This is a genomic window from Vibrio hepatarius (assembly GCF_018860525.1).
Classification (GTDB): Bacteria; Pseudomonadota; Gammaproteobacteria; order Enterobacterales; family Vibrionaceae; genus Vibrio; species Vibrio hepatarius_B.
This window is the reverse complement of the sequence record NZ_JAHKPM010000056.1, coordinates 19784-35350: the sequence shown is the minus strand read 5'-3', so window position 1 is coordinate 35350 and position 15567 is coordinate 19784. Positions and strand designations below refer to the sequence as shown.

27 protein-coding genes are annotated in these 15567 nt (G+C 38.1%); 14 read left to right on the top strand and 13 right to left on the bottom strand.

Features of this window, described 5'->3' with window-relative positions; translation table 11 throughout:
- Window positions 1-33 precede the first annotated feature (33 nt).
- Window positions 34-675, bottom strand: coding sequence for a hypothetical protein (locus tag KO511_RS16600; RefSeq protein ID WP_215988525.1), 642 nt, complete (start codon window positions 673-675; stop codon window positions 34-36).
- Between the two features lie 98 nt (window positions 676-773).
- Between KO511_RS16600 and KO511_RS16595 the strand changes: the two genes are divergently transcribed.
- Entirely contained in the window at window positions 774-1412 is a 639-nt protein-coding gene (locus KO511_RS16595; RefSeq protein WP_215988524.1) for a serine protease, read from the top strand.
- A 190-nt stretch (window positions 1413-1602) separates the two neighbouring features.
- Here KO511_RS16595 and KO511_RS16590 read toward each other — a convergent pair whose 3' ends face one another.
- From KO511_RS16590 to KO511_RS16575, 4 genes are all read right to left on the bottom strand, one after another.
- Window positions 1603-2127 (bottom strand): hypothetical protein, encoded by a 525-nt coding sequence (locus tag KO511_RS16590; protein WP_215988523.1) that lies wholly within the window; start codon window positions 2125-2127, stop codon window positions 1603-1605.
- 177 nt (window positions 2128-2304) lie between these two features.
- Window positions 2305-2712, bottom strand: coding sequence for a hypothetical protein (locus KO511_RS16585; RefSeq protein ID WP_215988522.1), 408 nt, complete (start codon window positions 2710-2712; stop codon window positions 2305-2307).
- A 119-nt stretch (window positions 2713-2831) separates the two neighbouring features.
- The gene (recA, locus tag KO511_RS16580; RefSeq protein WP_215988521.1) at window positions 2832-3884 is read right to left on the bottom strand and encodes a recombinase RecA; all 1053 of its coding nucleotides are present in this window, start codon (window positions 3882-3884) and stop codon (window positions 2832-2834) included.
- Between the two features lie 50 nt (window positions 3885-3934).
- A complete protein-coding gene (locus KO511_RS16575) occupies window positions 3935-4264 on the bottom strand; it encodes a hypothetical protein (RefSeq protein ID WP_215988520.1) in 330 nt (109 codons plus the stop codon).
- A 298-nt stretch (window positions 4265-4562) separates the two neighbouring features.
- On the opposite strand from KO511_RS16575, the gene KO511_RS16570 reads away from it, so the two are divergent.
- The 7 genes from KO511_RS16570 (at window position 4563) to KO511_RS16540 (ending at window position 7922) form a co-directional block, all read left to right on the top strand.
- Entirely contained in the window at window positions 4563-4715 is a 153-nt protein-coding gene (locus tag KO511_RS16570) for a hypothetical protein (protein ID WP_215988519.1), read from the top strand.
- On the top strand, window positions 4715-5260 hold the full coding sequence (locus tag KO511_RS16565) for an AAA family ATPase (protein WP_215988518.1): 546 nt from the start codon (window positions 4715-4717) through the stop codon (window positions 5258-5260). Before KO511_RS16570 ends, KO511_RS16565 begins: the two co-directional genes overlap by 1 nt.
- Window positions 5261-5271: 11 nt before the next feature.
- On the top strand, window positions 5272-5535 hold the full coding sequence (locus tag KO511_RS16560; RefSeq protein ID WP_215988517.1) for a hypothetical protein: 264 nt from the start codon (window positions 5272-5274) through the stop codon (window positions 5533-5535).
- A gap of 142 nt (window positions 5536-5677) precedes the next feature.
- Entirely contained in the window at window positions 5678-6136 is a 459-nt protein-coding gene (locus KO511_RS16555; RefSeq protein ID WP_215988516.1) for an H-NS histone family protein, read from the top strand.
- A 113-nt stretch (window positions 6137-6249) separates the two neighbouring features.
- On the top strand, window positions 6250-7158 hold the full coding sequence (locus KO511_RS16550) for a 5'-3' exonuclease (protein WP_215988515.1): 909 nt from the start codon (window positions 6250-6252) through the stop codon (window positions 7156-7158).
- 2 nt (window positions 7159-7160) lie between these two features.
- Window positions 7161-7517 carry a DUF2528 family protein gene (locus tag KO511_RS16545; RefSeq protein ID WP_215988514.1) on the top strand — a complete coding sequence of 119 codons (357 nt, stop codon included), beginning with the start codon at window positions 7161-7163 and terminating at the stop codon, window positions 7515-7517.
- 12 nt (window positions 7518-7529) lie between these two features.
- A complete protein-coding gene (locus KO511_RS16540; RefSeq protein ID WP_215988513.1) occupies window positions 7530-7922 on the top strand; it encodes a hypothetical protein in 393 nt (130 codons plus the stop codon).
- Here the strand turns inward: KO511_RS16540 and KO511_RS16535 are convergent.
- Window positions 7919-8854 (bottom strand): CNNM domain-containing protein, encoded by a 936-nt coding sequence (locus KO511_RS16535; RefSeq protein WP_215988512.1) that lies wholly within the window; start codon window positions 8852-8854, stop codon window positions 7919-7921. The two genes, KO511_RS16540 and KO511_RS16535, sit on opposite strands and share 4 nt — an antisense overlap.
- Before the next feature lie 50 nt (window positions 8855-8904).
- Here KO511_RS16535 and KO511_RS16530 point away from each other — a divergent pair, with 50 nt between their 5' ends.
- The 3 genes from KO511_RS16530 to KO511_RS16520 all read left to right on the top strand — a co-directional run bounded on the left by KO511_RS16530 (window position 8905) and on the right by KO511_RS16520 (window position 10247).
- Window positions 8905-9369 carry a potassium channel family protein gene (locus KO511_RS16530; RefSeq protein ID WP_215988511.1) on the top strand — a complete coding sequence of 155 codons (465 nt, stop codon included), beginning with the start codon at window positions 8905-8907 and terminating at the stop codon, window positions 9367-9369.
- 74 nt (window positions 9370-9443) lie between these two features.
- On the top strand, window positions 9444-9755 hold the full coding sequence (locus tag KO511_RS16525; protein WP_215988510.1) for a hypothetical protein: 312 nt from the start codon (window positions 9444-9446) through the stop codon (window positions 9753-9755).
- 21 nt (window positions 9756-9776) lie between these two features.
- A complete protein-coding gene (locus KO511_RS16520; protein WP_215988509.1) occupies window positions 9777-10247 on the top strand; it encodes a hypothetical protein in 471 nt (156 codons plus the stop codon).
- A 3-nt stretch (window positions 10248-10250) separates the two neighbouring features.
- Here the strand turns inward: KO511_RS16520 and KO511_RS16515 are convergent, their stop codons facing one another.
- The 3 genes from KO511_RS16515 to KO511_RS16505 all read right to left on the bottom strand — a co-directional run bounded on the left by KO511_RS16515 (window position 10251) and on the right by KO511_RS16505 (window position 11668).
- On the bottom strand, window positions 10251-10673 hold the full coding sequence (locus KO511_RS16515) for a hypothetical protein (protein ID WP_215988508.1): 423 nt from the start codon (window positions 10671-10673) through the stop codon (window positions 10251-10253).
- Between the two features lie 85 nt (window positions 10674-10758).
- The gene (locus tag KO511_RS16510; RefSeq protein ID WP_252724418.1) at window positions 10759-11190 is read right to left on the bottom strand and encodes an H-NS family histone-like protein; all 432 of its coding nucleotides are present in this window, start codon (window positions 11188-11190) and stop codon (window positions 10759-10761) included.
- A 151-nt stretch (window positions 11191-11341) separates the two neighbouring features.
- Window positions 11342-11668, bottom strand: coding sequence for a hypothetical protein (locus tag KO511_RS16505; RefSeq protein WP_215988507.1), 327 nt, complete (start codon window positions 11666-11668; stop codon window positions 11342-11344).
- 135 nt (window positions 11669-11803) lie between these two features.
- Here KO511_RS16505 and KO511_RS16500 point away from each other — a divergent pair, with 135 nt between their 5' ends.
- A complete protein-coding gene (locus KO511_RS16500; protein ID WP_215988506.1) occupies window positions 11804-12160 on the top strand; it encodes a hypothetical protein in 357 nt (118 codons plus the stop codon).
- A gap of 12 nt (window positions 12161-12172) precedes the next feature.
- Here the strand turns inward: KO511_RS16500 and KO511_RS16495 are convergent, their stop codons facing one another.
- From KO511_RS16495 to KO511_RS16485, 3 genes are read right to left on the bottom strand one after another with little or no spacing between them, the layout of a single operon-like run.
- Window positions 12173-12814 carry a murein L,D-transpeptidase catalytic domain family protein gene (locus tag KO511_RS16495; RefSeq protein ID WP_215988505.1) on the bottom strand — a complete coding sequence of 214 codons (642 nt, stop codon included), beginning with the start codon at window positions 12812-12814 and terminating at the stop codon, window positions 12173-12175.
- A 3-nt stretch (window positions 12815-12817) separates the two neighbouring features.
- Entirely contained in the window at window positions 12818-13147 is a 330-nt protein-coding gene (locus KO511_RS16490; protein ID WP_215988504.1) for a hypothetical protein, read from the bottom strand.
- An 18-nt stretch (window positions 13148-13165) separates the two neighbouring features.
- Window positions 13166-13729 carry a hypothetical protein gene (locus KO511_RS16485; protein ID WP_215988503.1) on the bottom strand — a complete coding sequence of 188 codons (564 nt, stop codon included), beginning with the start codon at window positions 13727-13729 and terminating at the stop codon, window positions 13166-13168.
- Window positions 13730-13864: 135 nt separating this feature from the next.
- On the opposite strand from KO511_RS16485, the gene KO511_RS22465 reads away from it, so the two are divergent.
- Entirely contained in the window at window positions 13865-13993 is a 129-nt protein-coding gene (locus KO511_RS22465) for a hypothetical protein (protein ID WP_289847797.1), read from the top strand.
- Between the two features lie 56 nt (window positions 13994-14049).
- Entirely contained in the window at window positions 14050-14184 is a 135-nt protein-coding gene (locus KO511_RS22460) for a hypothetical protein (RefSeq protein ID WP_289847796.1), read from the top strand.
- A gap of 78 nt (window positions 14185-14262) precedes the next feature.
- Here KO511_RS22460 and KO511_RS16480 read toward each other — a convergent pair whose 3' ends face one another.
- Window positions 14263-15309, bottom strand: a complete 1047-nt coding sequence (locus tag KO511_RS16480; RefSeq protein ID WP_215988502.1) for a hypothetical protein — start codon at window positions 15307-15309, stop codon at window positions 14263-14265.
- Window positions 15310-15567: the final 258 nt, after the last annotated feature.

Genomic DNA, 15567 nt, shown 5'->3' with positions numbered 1-15567 from the left:
TAACGAAATAAGAAGCATCGCCTGATAAGGCGGTTAGAAGTCACTTTTATGGTCACCAGATGCGATGTACAAATCCATCATCTCTTTGCTGAAGTAATGCGAAGTCGCTTCGTTTAGGCACCAGTTTAAACTGAATAGTAGGACTGACGAAAGAATAAGGATGGCAACACTTTCTATTTTACTAGTCTGCATAGATATCTCTGTCCCTTTCATTAAATACCAAACCTTGACAATTATAAAAGGTATTACTGAAGAGATTATGGCGAATTGTATGTCTGCGGTTATCAGTAAGGCTAAGCAGAATGTCAATGCAAACATTAAAAACCCTGCAATCCAGCCATATAAGTGTGACCAAAAGTAGCATGTGACAATGACTGAAATTCTTTCATCGACACTGAACAACTTGGCGACAACAGCAGCAATCAGGCCATGTAGTAAAAAAGTACTAAAAGCCCATAATCCAGAGTCTATAGCTGATTTTGTAGCTAAGGTTGCTTCTCCCATTATTCCCATTTTTTCGGTAAAGCCTAAAACTGATAGATAAGCGATGATTGAAAAGAATGAAATTATAAAAATTATCTTCTTAAGCATTTCACCTACAAGGGTTTTACCATCTTTGCTAGCAATAACCCTAAAGTAGTCTGCTGGTTTAAAAATTCCTTTAACTGAATTCATTAAATATCTATTTTTCTATAACTATATAAGAGTCAGGCTTTAATTAAAAGAAAAGCATTTTCATTGCAAAATAAATTCGTTATAAATAGATTAAAAAAATGAGATTGAAATCCGAAACTATAATAGCCTCACTTCTAATTGCAGGCTGTAGCAATGGTGTTCTCAATGAATATCATGGTGAACAAATTACAATTGACTCACAAGTAATGGGTATCCCTTTTTTGTTTGGTGGAGCAGGAAGTAGCGTCCCTATTACTGAAAATCTAAGCATTACAGCTAAGCATATAGCGAGCTATGACTTCTCAAGCGTAGTGGCACATCATCCTTCATGCGATATATCAATAATTAAGAGTGATAATAGGGGCAAGTCGATACATCCGATAGGAAAGGCGTCACCAAATTCTGAGCTAAAAACGTTTGGTCGAGACCTATGGAACCCCTTAAAAACCTTGTATGGAGAAGGTAAGTTTCTCCAAGATCTTTTTCTTATTGATAATCAATGGAACTCTAAAGACTGCACACTTAGTGTAATAGATGCCCCTATACAGGTTGGCATGAGTGGAGGAGGGGTTTATAACAATAAGGAGGAACTTGTTGGTGTGATAGTGGCTATGGGGGGATGGGATTTTAAGCTAGTCGAAACAGACCAGAAGGTTGGTAGGGTTAGCTTAATGGTTTCAACTTTATTCATTAAAGATTGGATAAACGAAGTTAAGGCAGATTTTTATTCCAATTGAGTTTGAATATCCAAAATTTATTTATTAACTTTATCTTTACCTCAAGTATAGATTAGCTTGAAGGGTTGGGTGTAGCAACTTACTGCCGCATAAGGGTATTACTATTGTGTCTTGAAGTGCATTAAGTGCAATTCGTGTAGGTTGGCGGAACACCCATAAAAAGTAGAGCCGCCAGCCTACAAAGAGTATATCAGTGATAAAACGCTCTAACTCTATTGAGGATGACGTCATAGTTCTGCGTCCCAATCAGATCTTCGTCATCAAGAAGATTGACCTCACCTGAAATAACCTTCATTTTATTAGTCTGAAGTAATGCCCAGCTAGAGACAGCAGCGTTTAGCGAATTAGGATCAAACATATCTTGAACCCAAACATACCCACTAAAAACATAGTGAGCTTCAGCGCCGCCATGAATTGCTTGACAGAGCATTTCCTCGTCATCGAGAACACCTGACCAAAGGTAGCTTAACTTAACTAGCACACCATCCTTTGGAAGGTATTGAGAGTTGTTGATGCAATCTTCGACATCGAATGAATCAAGCTTAAATCTTCCCATAGATAGGTGCTCGGTCATCCAAGGCTTAGTTAGATCTAAAAGAACTTCCTGATGCATCGCGGCTGCCTCTCCAGAAAATCCTTCGCATGGTATTAAGCCAGAAACGTGAACCATAGCCTTTTCGCCATTTACATCTTGTGTGTATTGACTGTTGAGCATTTATTTATACCCTATTATTAATTTTATAAAGGGTGGGCATTATATTGCAATCCATTCTCATGTAAAGAATTATATGCCACATTATTGTCAATATATAAGTGTATTATTCGCACATTCTTAAAAGTAAGATCACACATATTCCAACATTTAGAATAATTCTTACTTAAATAATACCTACTAACTTAAGCAGGTTGTTAAAAATGTAAAATCATTGACGGAGTTCCTTAACGATGCTGGATTCCAATGTTGCCCCTTTTGATATATTGACTTCTGTTTATTGTAGGGAACTTCTGACTCGTTCGAGTACAAAGCAACCAAATATCGAGCAGCCTTCGGGTTTTCTAGGTTCAGGGCAGCTTGCAGTTCTATAAGATCGAATTGCTCTTGGTATTGAAGTAAAGCGTCAATTACCCCAAAAGCATAGTAATGACTGTCGCTTCTTGCTCCTTCAAGTTCTTCGATATCTAGCAAGGTTAGCTTGTCACCATCTGAAGAAGTTTCTTGAATGCGTACTGAGTTTTTTGTAGCACAAATCTTTATGTATTCGATGCATTTATCTTTGTCATTTTCCGCAAGCAAAGGCACGAAGTCTGTTATAGCCTCAAGGTGGCGGCTTGCTCCTGTCGTAGCATAATTACCGACAGTTACAATGTCATAAGGTTTTCTTCCAAACTTCGCTTCGTATTCTTTGACGTATGATCCAGTTAGAACTCTTCTTCTAGTTCGTCATCTTTTGATTTAGCTAGTTCTTCATCACGGATAGCGTCATCAATTTCGACCTTGTGACCCTTGATTTTCTCTTTGATTTCTTCAAGGAGTTCAGGGGTCTTTAGTAGGTAATTACGTGAGTTTTCTTTACCTTGACCTAGTTTATTGCCGTTGTAACCGTACCAAGCGCCTGTTTTGTCAATTACCTTTTCTTTAACGCCGATATCAATAATTTCTGAGGCGGTATCAATACCTTCTCCATAACGGATAGCAAAGTTAGCCTCACGGAATGGGGCAGCAATCTTGTTCTTAACTACTTTAACGCGAGTTTCGTTACCGATTACTTCATCGCCACTCTTTATAGCGCCTGTTCGGCGGATGTCAAGTCGAACAGATGCATAGAACTTAAGTGCATTCCCGCCTGTTGTTGTCTCGGGATTCCCAAACATGACCCCTATTTTCATACGGATTTGGTTGATGAAGATACACATACAATTAGAGGACTTTAAGTTGCCCGTAATCTTGCGCATTGCCTGACTGAGCATTCTGGCTTGAAGTCCCATGTGACTGTCACCCATCTCGCCTTCAACCTCAGCCTTCGGTGTTAATGCTGCTACTGAATCGACCACAAGAACATCAATTGCGCCTGAGCGAGCAAGTGAGTCAACAATCTCTAGTGCTTGCTCGCCAGTGTCTGGTTGAGCAACAAGAAGGCTATCAATATCAACACCAAGCTTTTTTGCGTACACAGGATCAAGGGCATGTTCTGCATCGATAAATGCACACGTTTTACCTTCTTTTTGAGCAGCGGCAATTACTTCAAGGGTAAGTGTTGTTTTACCGCTTGATTCTGGGCCAAAGATTTCTACAATTCGACCCATTGGTAAGCCTCCAGCACCAAGTGCCGAGTCAAGTGTAAGCGAACCAGTTGAGATAGTTTCGATATCCATAGTTCGGTCATCGCCAAGCTTCATGATGGAGCCTTTACCAAATTGTTTCTCAATCTGGCCTAGCGCAGCGGCAAGCGCCTTAGATTTTTGTTCATTCATAACGATTTACAGTCGGTTATTTGCGCATGGATGGCATTATGGAGACGTGATTACGTTTTGTCAATATTTGCACCATGGTGATTAAAACTTTTATATTTTATTAAAGTCTTGTTTTTTATAACGAAAATTTCTTCTTTATTAATAGAGACATCGTTAATTCCTCTGTATCTTGCTAGTTTTGACAGGGTTGACTCATCTGTTTCTTTGCTCACCTTGTATCCGAGCTTACTCAACGAAGATACTAAATCTTTAGTTCTTAAATGTTTTGTTAGGAATTTATCTACTTTTAGGGTTTCAGTTACGCCCTTCATCTCAATAGTGACTTCTTCTGGGATATCTTGGGAAGTTTCAATAAAAAATTTAATACACTTAACAGCCACGTTAACCTCCACTCGTGCAAAATCAGTCAGTAAATAATTCAGTAATTTGAATTTATCATACAGCCTTTGTCATTATAATGCCACATGTATTGGGGGGTCTGCTTAAGATAAGGGTTTAATAATGACTGATAAGCAAGCAAAAAATCTGTGCACTGCATGCGGTGAAGGTAAGGATTAAGTTGCATACAGCGACGAGCTACTAATCTGTGAGGATTGTTTAGATTTAGGTAAAAACTTCCTGTCAGAGCAAAATCAATTAAAGCTTGAAGAGACTAAAGTAAAAGCTGAAAAATATGGTATGGATAAAGTGGTAGAAGAGGTTTCAAAGCTTCCAAAGCCAGCAGAATTAGTTGAAAAGCTAGATGAGTATGTGATTAGCAAAGAGAATGCTTTCGGTAGCGATTTACTAACACCAGAAACGAGTCATTCAAAATCAATACGGCTTCGGTAGTGGTGCAAAAAAAAAGCAATTTATTATTGATTGGGCCAACAGGAACTGGCAAAATATTTTTAGCTGAAACTATCGCTTTGCTAACAGACCTTCCAATTCACATAGAGGATGCAACCACACTGACGGAAGCTGGTTACGTTGGTGATAGCGTAGAAGATATGATTCAGGGTCTTGTGGATAAATGCGGTGGAGACATTGCCTTAGCTGAATCAAAAGGTATCGTTTTTATCGATGAAATCGATAAGCTACGCAAGCGTTGTGATAGTGCTAGTTTGAACCGAGATCCAGCGGGTGAAGGGGTCCAAAGCGCTCTACTTAAGTTGAGAGAGGGAACGGACGTTCGAATCTCCACAACAGGTGGAAAAAAACAGTCTGGTAATCCAACCAATATTGTTAACACATCAAATATCTTATTTATTACCAGCGGAGCATTTGAAGGCATTGAAGAACTCGTAAAAGGTGAATGTCAGAGTGGCACCAAGGCTGGGTTTATCATTGATAAAGAAGCAACAGAAAAGAAAAAAACAACCCAAAAGTCGTGTTAGCAAAGCATGTTATGAAAGCAATCATAACAGATTCAAAGAAAAGCATGTTTACCTCACATCAGTTGCTCGCCAAAGCCGACGGGATTGCATTGACTATTGGTGATGATGCAGTGGAGGCTATCGCAAATGACGCTTTTGAGAAAAAGATTGGTTCTCGTGGTTTGGATGGGACAATTAATAAAGTGTTGAGAGATTTTTTATTTGAATCGCCATCAGAGCAATGTGAAGAATTTGAGATTACTAAAGAGTTGGTTGAGAAAAAAACTGAAGGCTGAATAGTAACCAAATAAAGCAAAAAAGAGTCAATTGTCATTACAATTGGCTCTTTTTTCCAAATTATGACTTTACAAGTATGTGTTTTGTGGCAAAATAAAGATATAAAACATATTAATGAAAATTAATTAACGGATATAAAAAATGACTGACAATACAGATATTAAAACTTTACTTAACGATCGCTCACTTCGTGCTGCTACTAAAGGCATGAGCACAGAAGAGCTTGAGTCTGCTTTAGATAAGCTTAATCTCGTTCTAACCGAGAAAAAAGAGTTTGTTAAGGCTGAAGAGCAAAGAGTTGAGCGCAAAAACAATGAGTGCGCGGAAATCCTTTCACTTCTGTCTGATTCAGAAGTCACTTTAGAAGAACTTGTTTACTTCGCGGCAAATAGCACATTAGTTGGTTTCAATCCAGAATCTGAAGTCCAGACTAAGCAAAAGCGACAAAAAGCTAAACGCGCACCTCGACCAGCAAAGTACAAATATACGAATGAGCAAGGTGAAGAGAAAACATGGACGGGTCAAGGCCGAACTCCTTCTGTAATTCAGGCTGCACTTGATAAAGGTGCTCATATGAGCCAATTCAAGATTGCAGGCTAATCATCTAACACTTAAAGAAAGGGTCATCATTTGATGACTCTTTTTTTTACCTATTGATACGAGATCTTATTTAAAATAGACTGTCACCATCTTGCTACTCTAGGTTCTTAATAGTGATCAAAAAAAGCATGCATGTTGGTGTTATAGATCTTTCATCAAACATTTACAGAACATTTAAAACCTCTCAAAAAGACGCATCAAAAAACAACTCACTCCATTACATTGGAGATATACCTATATATTGCGTTAAAAATACAATATTGCAGCTCATAAAAGAGCAAAACGCTGTCATTCGAAAAAGAGGCGAGTTCACTCATATGCTTGCTGTTCTTGATTTCGGAGGAAGCAATTTCAGGCACGAGATTTACCCTGAGTACAAGGCAAACAGAGATCCAGAAGACCCTGAAATTACGATTCAAAAGATAATTATAGAAAGGGCGCTCAATCATCTAGGGTATACAGTTATTAAGGTTCCAAATGTAGAGGCTGATGATGTAATCGGAGCAGTTGTAACTAAGTGTTCTGCACATGGGATAAAAACCACAGTCTTTTCAAGAGACAAAGATCTGTTTGTTTTAATTGATAAAGAAAATGTCATGCAATACTCAGGTGCTGAAAAGGTACTCTTTGGTTGGCAAACTGTTGTCGAATCCAAAGGGGTTAGTCCTGATAAAATAACAGATATGCTTACATTGATGGGTGATAAGGCTGACAACATAATTGGGGTTAAGAGTTTTGGGCAAAAATCAACCTCTACCGTTCTCGCAGCGTATAGCCTAGATGAGTTACTAGATGACCCTGAACTAATTTTGAATACTGGTGTCCGAGGGGCTAAGGGTCTAGTAAGCAACTTACAGGATTCTTTTGATCAAATATCTTTAATGATGCAAGTCGCTACTGTTAAAACAGATATAGAACTTAATCAGTCTTTAAGAGACTGGCAGTACATTCGATCTAAGAAGGATATTGATTCCGTGATTTCGCAGTCTATAAAAGAATTGATTACAGAGGGTCAAATTTAGTCATGCATATTAAATCATATACTGTTAGGCATTTCTGGAATGATATTGAGCTAAGTGCTGAAATTGATTTTGAAAAAACCTCAATGGAAAAATTGAGTGCCTATGTGATTAATCACCACGAATATTCAGAATTTATGAGAGCTTCTGGTGATGGCATTATTCAGTGCTTTTTAAAGTTACTAGCAAATGCTTGCTTTAATATCTCGATGTCAAGTGATTTAAACTTCGAAGGTCTAATAGATTACTTTGATTCTTCTAACTCTTGGGTGACTGAGCTTTTCCCTAGAGTTAATGGTCAGGAAGGTGTTCGCTTATTAAGCTTCACTTATAGCGATTTAGAGCCAGAGCTATTCGATTAACAGGGTATTTCTATGTATGTAAGGCTAAAGAACAGGGTTGTCAAAGAAGTAGAATTCTCAGTCTCTGATGAAAATGTCTATGAGTTTAATGGAATTCTTTATTCAGAGGTAAATGATTTATTAACTGATCTTGGTGACGAAGAATTGGCTTCTAGTTTTCTAGAAGTATTGCTTTCTTACCTAAATAGGAATAACTCCAACCATAAGATTAAGGTTTCTGATTTAAGTTCTGTTGATGGTTACGATATTCAATGGGGTCTTGAGATGGTTCAGAGGGAAACTGGATTAAAAGTGTCGTACTTCGGTGTTGTATACTCCCGAGAATTCGATGGGTTTGTCGAAGACATACCTAAAGAAGGGAGTGAACAGAGGGAATTCATCTTAATTCCCTCTGTTTTACTCTAAACGCTCAAGATTGACTCTTGGATGTTTGATAGGGTTACAACGCCTATCATTCCTCCTTCCTCATCAGTTACAACCGCTAAATGAGTATCGGTTCTGTATAATTTTTCTAGTAGCTCCATCATTGATTTGTCGTCTTGGCAAACCAGAACAGGGTGAACGATTTCAGCGATACTCATTTTTTCATCCCCAGATATTAAGTTCGCAAGAATATCACTCTTGAAAACAACGCCAACAGGTTGGTTGTGCTTATTTGTAGCAATAAATCTTTTTAGGTTGCTGCTTAGAGCTAACTCCTTCGCAAACTCAAGGGTTTCGTGTATCGGAACGGTTTGTATTTCGCAATCTTTAATTATCAGCTCAGACGCCTTCCTTTCTCTTATAGAAAACAAGTTCTGTATAAAATTTGCCTCTTTGTTATTGATTACACCAAGGTCGTGCGCAGACTTCAGCATGTAGTCTAGTTCACAGATTGTAAGTTTGTTAGATTCTGATTTGCTTCCAACCAAAAGATTAATTAAATAAATTATTGGGCTTATAAGCGTAGTGATAAAAATAAGCGGCTTAGCTATAAGTTTACCTACCTTTTCAGGTCGGCTTGCTGCAAATACCTTTGGTTTTATTTCTGAAAGAAACAACATCACTACAGTTACCGATATAATAAATGCTGTGTAATAAAAATCATGAAAATGCTTAGCGGCAAGAGACCCAATTAACATTGAACCGCCAATGTTTACAATGGTGTTCATGAAAATTATTGAAGTTAAATACTTTCCTCTCTGTGATATCACCTTTAATAGATCACTAGAGCCAGAAACTTCTTGCTTAATCATGTTTTTAACTTTGAATTCATTGGAGCCAACAACGCTGGATTCTGCTAATGAAAAAAGCATAGATGTGAATACCACACCAAATGTAGTTAGGAAAAGGTTCATTTTTTTTCTAAGTATTTAAGAGTATATTGTGAATAAATTCAAAAAATTCTATGAAAATTAAAAAAAGGCAAATATCTAAAATTAGAAATCAAGCATTTGTTGTTTTAGCCGCGCATGTTATTTCGTTTTTTTTTGCTATGCCGATTTTTTTCTTTGAAGCTCAGGTTCCAGAGTCTGGTATTAAAACCTTGTGGGATAGTATCTGGTTTACTTTTGTAAGCGTTACAACAATTGGGTATGGTGATTTAACCCCGCATCACACGGTTAGTAAAATTCTTTTGGTAGTAGCTTTTATTATCACTCGTGGCTCATTCTTATTTGCTGTCATATCAGTTAGTGGTGGCTGGTTAGGCGGTAGGGTCAATCATGAGCTGAGTGTGGAAGATCGGTTATTCGTTCTTGAGAACGAACTTAAGCAGTTGAGAGGAGTTATTTACAACTTCAATAAGCTGCTTACATCAGAAATTAAGCACATAAAAAACGTAGAAAAAAAGCTAGATCTTGACGAAATCTAAGTGCGGCAATATAGAGATTATGGCAAAATAAGGACAAATTTATAATCGGCAATCAAATTTATGAGAGGTATAACATGTCACATTTAGCAGTTTCAGGGTTTCATCAAGAAGATTGGGGTCTAGAGTTTTCCTTAGAGATCGAGGCTCAAGACCCTTTTCGTGTATCTAGCCTCAACTTTGAGTCCGATCCTGAGTATTATGCTTCAGAGCTAGTCGATTACCTTAACCAAGGAATGCCTAATCAAGATTTTGTCTCTACAACGGGCAACTCCATTATTCTGAATGGATACAAATGCTCAAAAGAATATCTTTTTGAAGAACTTGCAGACGTATCTTGTTCGGAAACTATGGTTGAGTCTCTTCATGACCTTCTAAGCGGACTTTAAAAGAATTATCATTAAATTAAAATGTTTAATTCCATCAAGGCGAGGCTTGGATTTTCAATATCTAAGCAAATAAAATTTGTGGTGGCACTTAACCGCCAGAGGCTTAATCACCCTAATGCAAACCCAAGCGGATGGTTGAGTAATTTGCAAGGTGAGTTCCCCTACATCTGTAAGGTACTTCTTCACAAATTAAGGGAAGGTGAGACATTCGAGGAGGCTATTGAGGGCACCTTAGAAGACTTACTTTCCCCATACGCACTGGGTTCTATTGAGAATTCAGGAATAAACAGCGATTTTTGCAAGGTTCTGATTGCTCACAATCAACACTTTGCTAGGAGAGTTCTTGTCTCTTTAACTCTTTTGTTAGTAGGTCTAATCGGTGTTTTGTTTGGGTATTTTAAGTTTATGCTATTTTCTGGAGTAACCTTGCTTGCCATTTCTTTTGTTTCGACACCTGTGGCAAGGTTGCACACCATAAAAAAACTACTTTAGTGATTAGATTAATGCAGAGCAGATAGACTCATCTTTCATTGAGTGTTCTCTCTGCATATCAGCTTTCATAAAGCCCTCGTATAAACTTTTTCTTCTTGGTGAGCTTGTCATTAAGGTTTGAATCTCATCCACTAAGTTAAGGTCTTTATCAAATCTTGCCTTCTCTGACTCATGAATGTAGCAGCTCAAACTTATACTTATGTCATCGGATATGGACAGAAATGTTTCTTTTTTATTTCTCCAATCTTCTGAGAATATTCTTGAAATTGAATGGACAAGGTACTCAGCTTTTACCTTCATCGGCTCAGGATATATAGTGGTTTCAATATATTCTATAACACCATTACTATACTCATCGGAAGAGTGGGCGGCTTGCGTCAGCATGATCGAAGATGCAACTGCGAAAAGGATTATCTTTCTTAGCATTTTTAATTGATCGTAAAAACTATGCGATGATAAATCAATGGGTAAAAAAAAGACTCCATAAGGAGTCTTTTACGCTTAGGTGTATTTAAGCTTTGTTGATAAGGAAATCCTCTAATGTCTTTCCTTGGTCAAGTTGCTCTTTGATGGCTGAAGGCGTGCGGCCTTGGCCTGTCCAAGTTTTTTCTTCGCCATCAGCGTTCGTGTACTTGTACTTGGCTGGCTTGGATTGACGGGTTTGCTTGACTTTTTCCTGCGGAGCAAAACTAATTAAGTCTGTTACATCAATGCCTTCACCTTTTAATTTTTTAAGGTACTCTTCAATTTTAGCTGTACGCAACTTTTCTTCTTGTCGCTTAGCTTCGTCTTCTACCTTTCTTTCTTCAAGAACTGTAGAGAAGTTGTTTGTGATTCGCACAAGAATTTCAATCGATAACTCTCTACCCATTGCTCTAGCGGAACGAAGGTTAGTGATTTTTTTAAGGGTGTCTTCCAGAGCTTGTGTTTTTTGGTCAGTCATTGTGTCAATTTTCCTTACTTAATTAAGGTTTTTGATATGTTTTTCAAAAGAGCTGTATGTTATGCCACTATTGCATACCACATTTATTGTATGTCAATGTTTTTGGGAAACTTAAGGAGTCGGGTTCTGCATATTGCTCCCACCAAAATTCTTATTTGCTTAATATAAAGAAGCCTTCATTAAAGAACGCATCATTAACAGCGTTCGGTTTTGTTACCTTCAGTCCTATTTGATTTATATTAATTTGTTCGGCGCTTTGAAGAACGCCATCAATGCAGAAGATGTCGAACAATCTTCTACAAACGGGATTTGAGTCATTGATATCTGATGATTTTCTCTTCGTTTTACCAGAAATCAAACAGTCACTAAGAGATACCTCATCTGGTTCAAGTCTTGGGATATAGGTAATATATCTGTAGCCTAACGCCTTGATGTTGCGTACACCTAACTTTACTTCTTCAATTAAGCTATGGCTCATAATTTTTACTAGTTACTTTTAGATTGTCATGATATTACCACGGAATGTCTCTTTTGCAAGATTGCATCTATTAAATATCAACATGAATAATTAATATCACTTTCCATTTTGTATACTTTTTAATAAAGAATAAATATGAAGAAGATATTTGTGGTCTTATTGCTCATTTTAATTAATTTTTCATCAGAAAGTGCATCATCAAGCATATCAGTAACCCCTATGTTTCTTAAGATAGCTTCTGGTGGAAGTGGTAGTGTGTTAATAAGCAATAGTTCGGAACGCGAGATTGAGTTAAAGCTAAAGGTAACTGATATGACTAGTTTGCAATCAAAGTTTTGCTCTATTGGGAGTGACCATTTGATCGTGAAGGCTAGAGAAGAGAAGGTTGTAACGGTGCAGTGCTTAAGTAATAGAGATAGAGAACTACATTTACTAGAGATTGACCTTTCTGAATTTCAGAAAAGGGAGGTGAGAAGGGTGGTGCTGTATTAGGCACCACCGGATTTATTTTTTGTAATGAACATACATAGGGGTTTGTTTTGCGATCTTTGGCAAGATCTGTTTGTGGGTTGACATTGGTATTGCAAAACAACCTTCGCTTCGACCAAGCATCCCATGTTGCTCAAAGAATTCTCTCTCGGCGTAATCAGATCCATGAATGACAATAAACCTTTTCCTTACGTTGTCATTGACCCCTTCATCAGCCCCATCAACCCTCAAAGACAATCCATTTTTTCCATGATACAACTCATTGGTGTAAAACAAGCCAACCGAAGATTGCTTTGAGTTGGGTTGGTTTGAAAATGAATAAGGCTTTCTGTAACCGCTGTTCACTGCATGGGAGACGAGAGTTTTGTTCTCGACAACCCTATCTACAATATTGATTACAAAGAATCTTTCTTCCTCTGAGGGTTTAGTGTAATCAACTACAACCAACCTTTTTGGTGGGGGAGTTATTTCATTGTATCTGTTCAGTGCTGCATATAGTGCTTCTTTCCCAACTATGCTTTCGATATTCTTATAAGACTCAAGGGTTTCATTGTGTGCCTTTTGCTTATTCTGGGTCGTCGCCTCAGTTGGGGTTGAGCAAGCTGATAACGCCATCATAAAAAAGGAGCACATAATTGCGAGATACTTTTTTGTCATTTCCTACATCACCTTTATTGCTTTAGACCACACCGAACGATCAAACTTCATTTCAGCCGTGATAACAAAGATGGTTCCATTTACCTTATCTGCACCGAAGTTTATGGTTGAACTCTCTGGTGTATAGGTTTCATTTTCATCGTCTTTAAATGCAGCGAGCTTGTATTTTTCAGACCCTCCTTTAGCGCAAGAGAAGTAACAGTCGATCCAGTTTCCTCTGCCTTTTGATCTGAAATCGAGTCTGAGTGCTTTTCCTTGTAGTGCCATTTCGTCATTGTATTCTGCTGGTTTGAACCCTCTAGATACAGCCGCTTGTAGTGTAAGAATATTCATAATAATATCGTCAGTATGTTATGTGCATGGAAGGGCAGCGGTTTCGTAGCAATATTGGAGCGTATAACTGTATGTCTCTGTTGCATTATCAGAGCATAAAGAAGCCAAATCCTGAGCTTGAACGCCCTGAATCTGCACCGTTGTCCCATTGATAGTAATACGCTGCCATGAAGTGGATCTGATGTCGCTTATTAAGCCAGAGCATGTGTCTTTTGATGTAACTTCCGTGCTGAGGACGAGGAATTGACCATTCGGGGTAAAAGTGATTGCCTTCTTATGCGCGTTGATTTCGAGCTTGAAGTACTTATTTAGAACAATCTTTAAGTCGGTACTTGGAATTGAATCAAAGCCCTCTCTAACTATTGCGTCATTTCTGTCAGTTTCCTGACTTGAGCTAAGCGGATACAAGAAGGGCTTAATCATTGAGTTAGCTGGATGTAGCATGAGTGCTTCATTGAGCAGCTCATTTGCAAGTGTTGCCTCCTTTACGCCTGCTTTATAATCACGGTTAGTGATGTATTGCGACAAAACAAAAACAGAAGCCGCAGCCATTAAGGCTCCTACGATGATTATCTCAATCATTGTTGAGCCTTTTTTGGCTTTATTTATACGCATATCTTCAATGTTATTTATATAAACGGTACTTATTTAAACCCTTAAATTCAAATATGAGATTTGAATTGCTGTCCTTAAATTGCTATTTTTTGTGATAAAAAAATGGAAATACTAGAAGTAGCACTTGAGTCTCTAGGGCTTCATGACAATGCAACACTGAACGAAGTGATAGAAAAAGTCTTCGACTTCTTGGGGTTGAAAGGAAACGAAGTGGGGGAGCTTAGGGCGTAGCTTTAGAGTTTGTGTCCGAGTATGGCGTCTACTTTGTAAATAGCGATGGTGTGTTTGTGGTTGATTTAACAGAAGAGGGCAACACCTCTGTGAGTGCAATTATCAAGGTTAATATCGAATGTGGCCTTTATGTGGGCAATCGTATTCATGATCCTATTGCAGAGTTTCCTGTTAAAATAGGTGACAATTAAGGCTCCATAGTAGCCTTATCAATCATATCATTACGACTTCAATACCTTTTGTTTGCAACATAGGGACAACTGAATTATTCACAACATCAATGCTTTGAGATGTTTTGTGGAGGTAAATCTTTTGCGGGTTGAAGCTATCATCGTAGCAAACGATGCTCGCCTCGAACCTTCCAGAATAGTCAACGTTGAGGCAATCATAATTCGTCTAAGGTCTTCAAGATCAATGAGTCTTCCTATGTGGATGTCTGGAAAAATATGAGGGTACTCGCCAGACTCCTTTTCTCTATGGTAGGCTTCTCTTGTGATCTTGTTCTTAAGAATTGAGCCTTCCTCTATTTTGTCTTCAGCGTCTTTCGCGCTGAGTATCCCTCCGTGGACTTCATGCTCAAGAATGAAGTGGTTGGCCTTAAATATGCTTCTCATAATAGGCTGAACTTCAAAGTGTACATAGAAGTCGTCTAGAAAACCTTTGTTGATAATCAATACTGAGTCTTCATCATCTGTTGTCGGTTTAATGTTATCACTAAAGGTTAGGATGCCATTCTTATCGAAAGTCATACATTCTGTGTATTTTGACTTGATACCGAATGAAGGGGGAATGCCGAGATCATTCGCTCTAGGAACAAAACCAACCTTAAAAAAGAATCCTGCTTTGTAAAGTTCTCTAGCTACAGCGCTAGCATTATCTTGTCCAACGATGTTTTGGGTAAATTGGTAAGTGTTATGATCGAATTCTCCAGTGATGGAGTAGCATGAAATAACACTCTCAACTACACGTTTAGCGTTCTCAGATAAGGAATTTCTAAGGGACATGAACTTAGCAAATAAGTTGAGTAAATCAACCTCGTTGTGAACAAGCTCTTCTTTGTCTATTGCAATTTGAAGACGTTTGTTTGCCTTGCTCTTTGTTTTGATTAGGTCAGCCTCAATAAGCTTGGCAAGATCGAATATCGTTGAGTTCTTTTTGCAGAAATCACATTTGCAGGGCTTTCTAGGGGCTTCAATGTGGTTACAATGCTTGCAAGCCGATTTTACGGAATAGCCTTCAGATATAGCTAATATGCTTAGCTTTATTTCACTGTCATTTTGACAGATTGGGCAATGGAAGGTTACTGGTATTCCCACCTTATGTAGGTCAATTATCTTGTTGCCTTGGATAATAGCTTGACCGCCTTATCTAAGAGCAACCATGATTGAGAAGTCTCTTTTTTGAGTGGGATTCATCGTGCTAAAGATCTCAATTATCTCACTCTCAATATGAGTTAAATCTTCGGTTTCTTCTATTAAAGAGATGTGTGCCTCATCGATGCTCTCCCCGAGATCTAATTTACATCTCTCAAAGATATCTCTTTTAATTTTGGAGATTTCTTTAGGCTGCGGCTC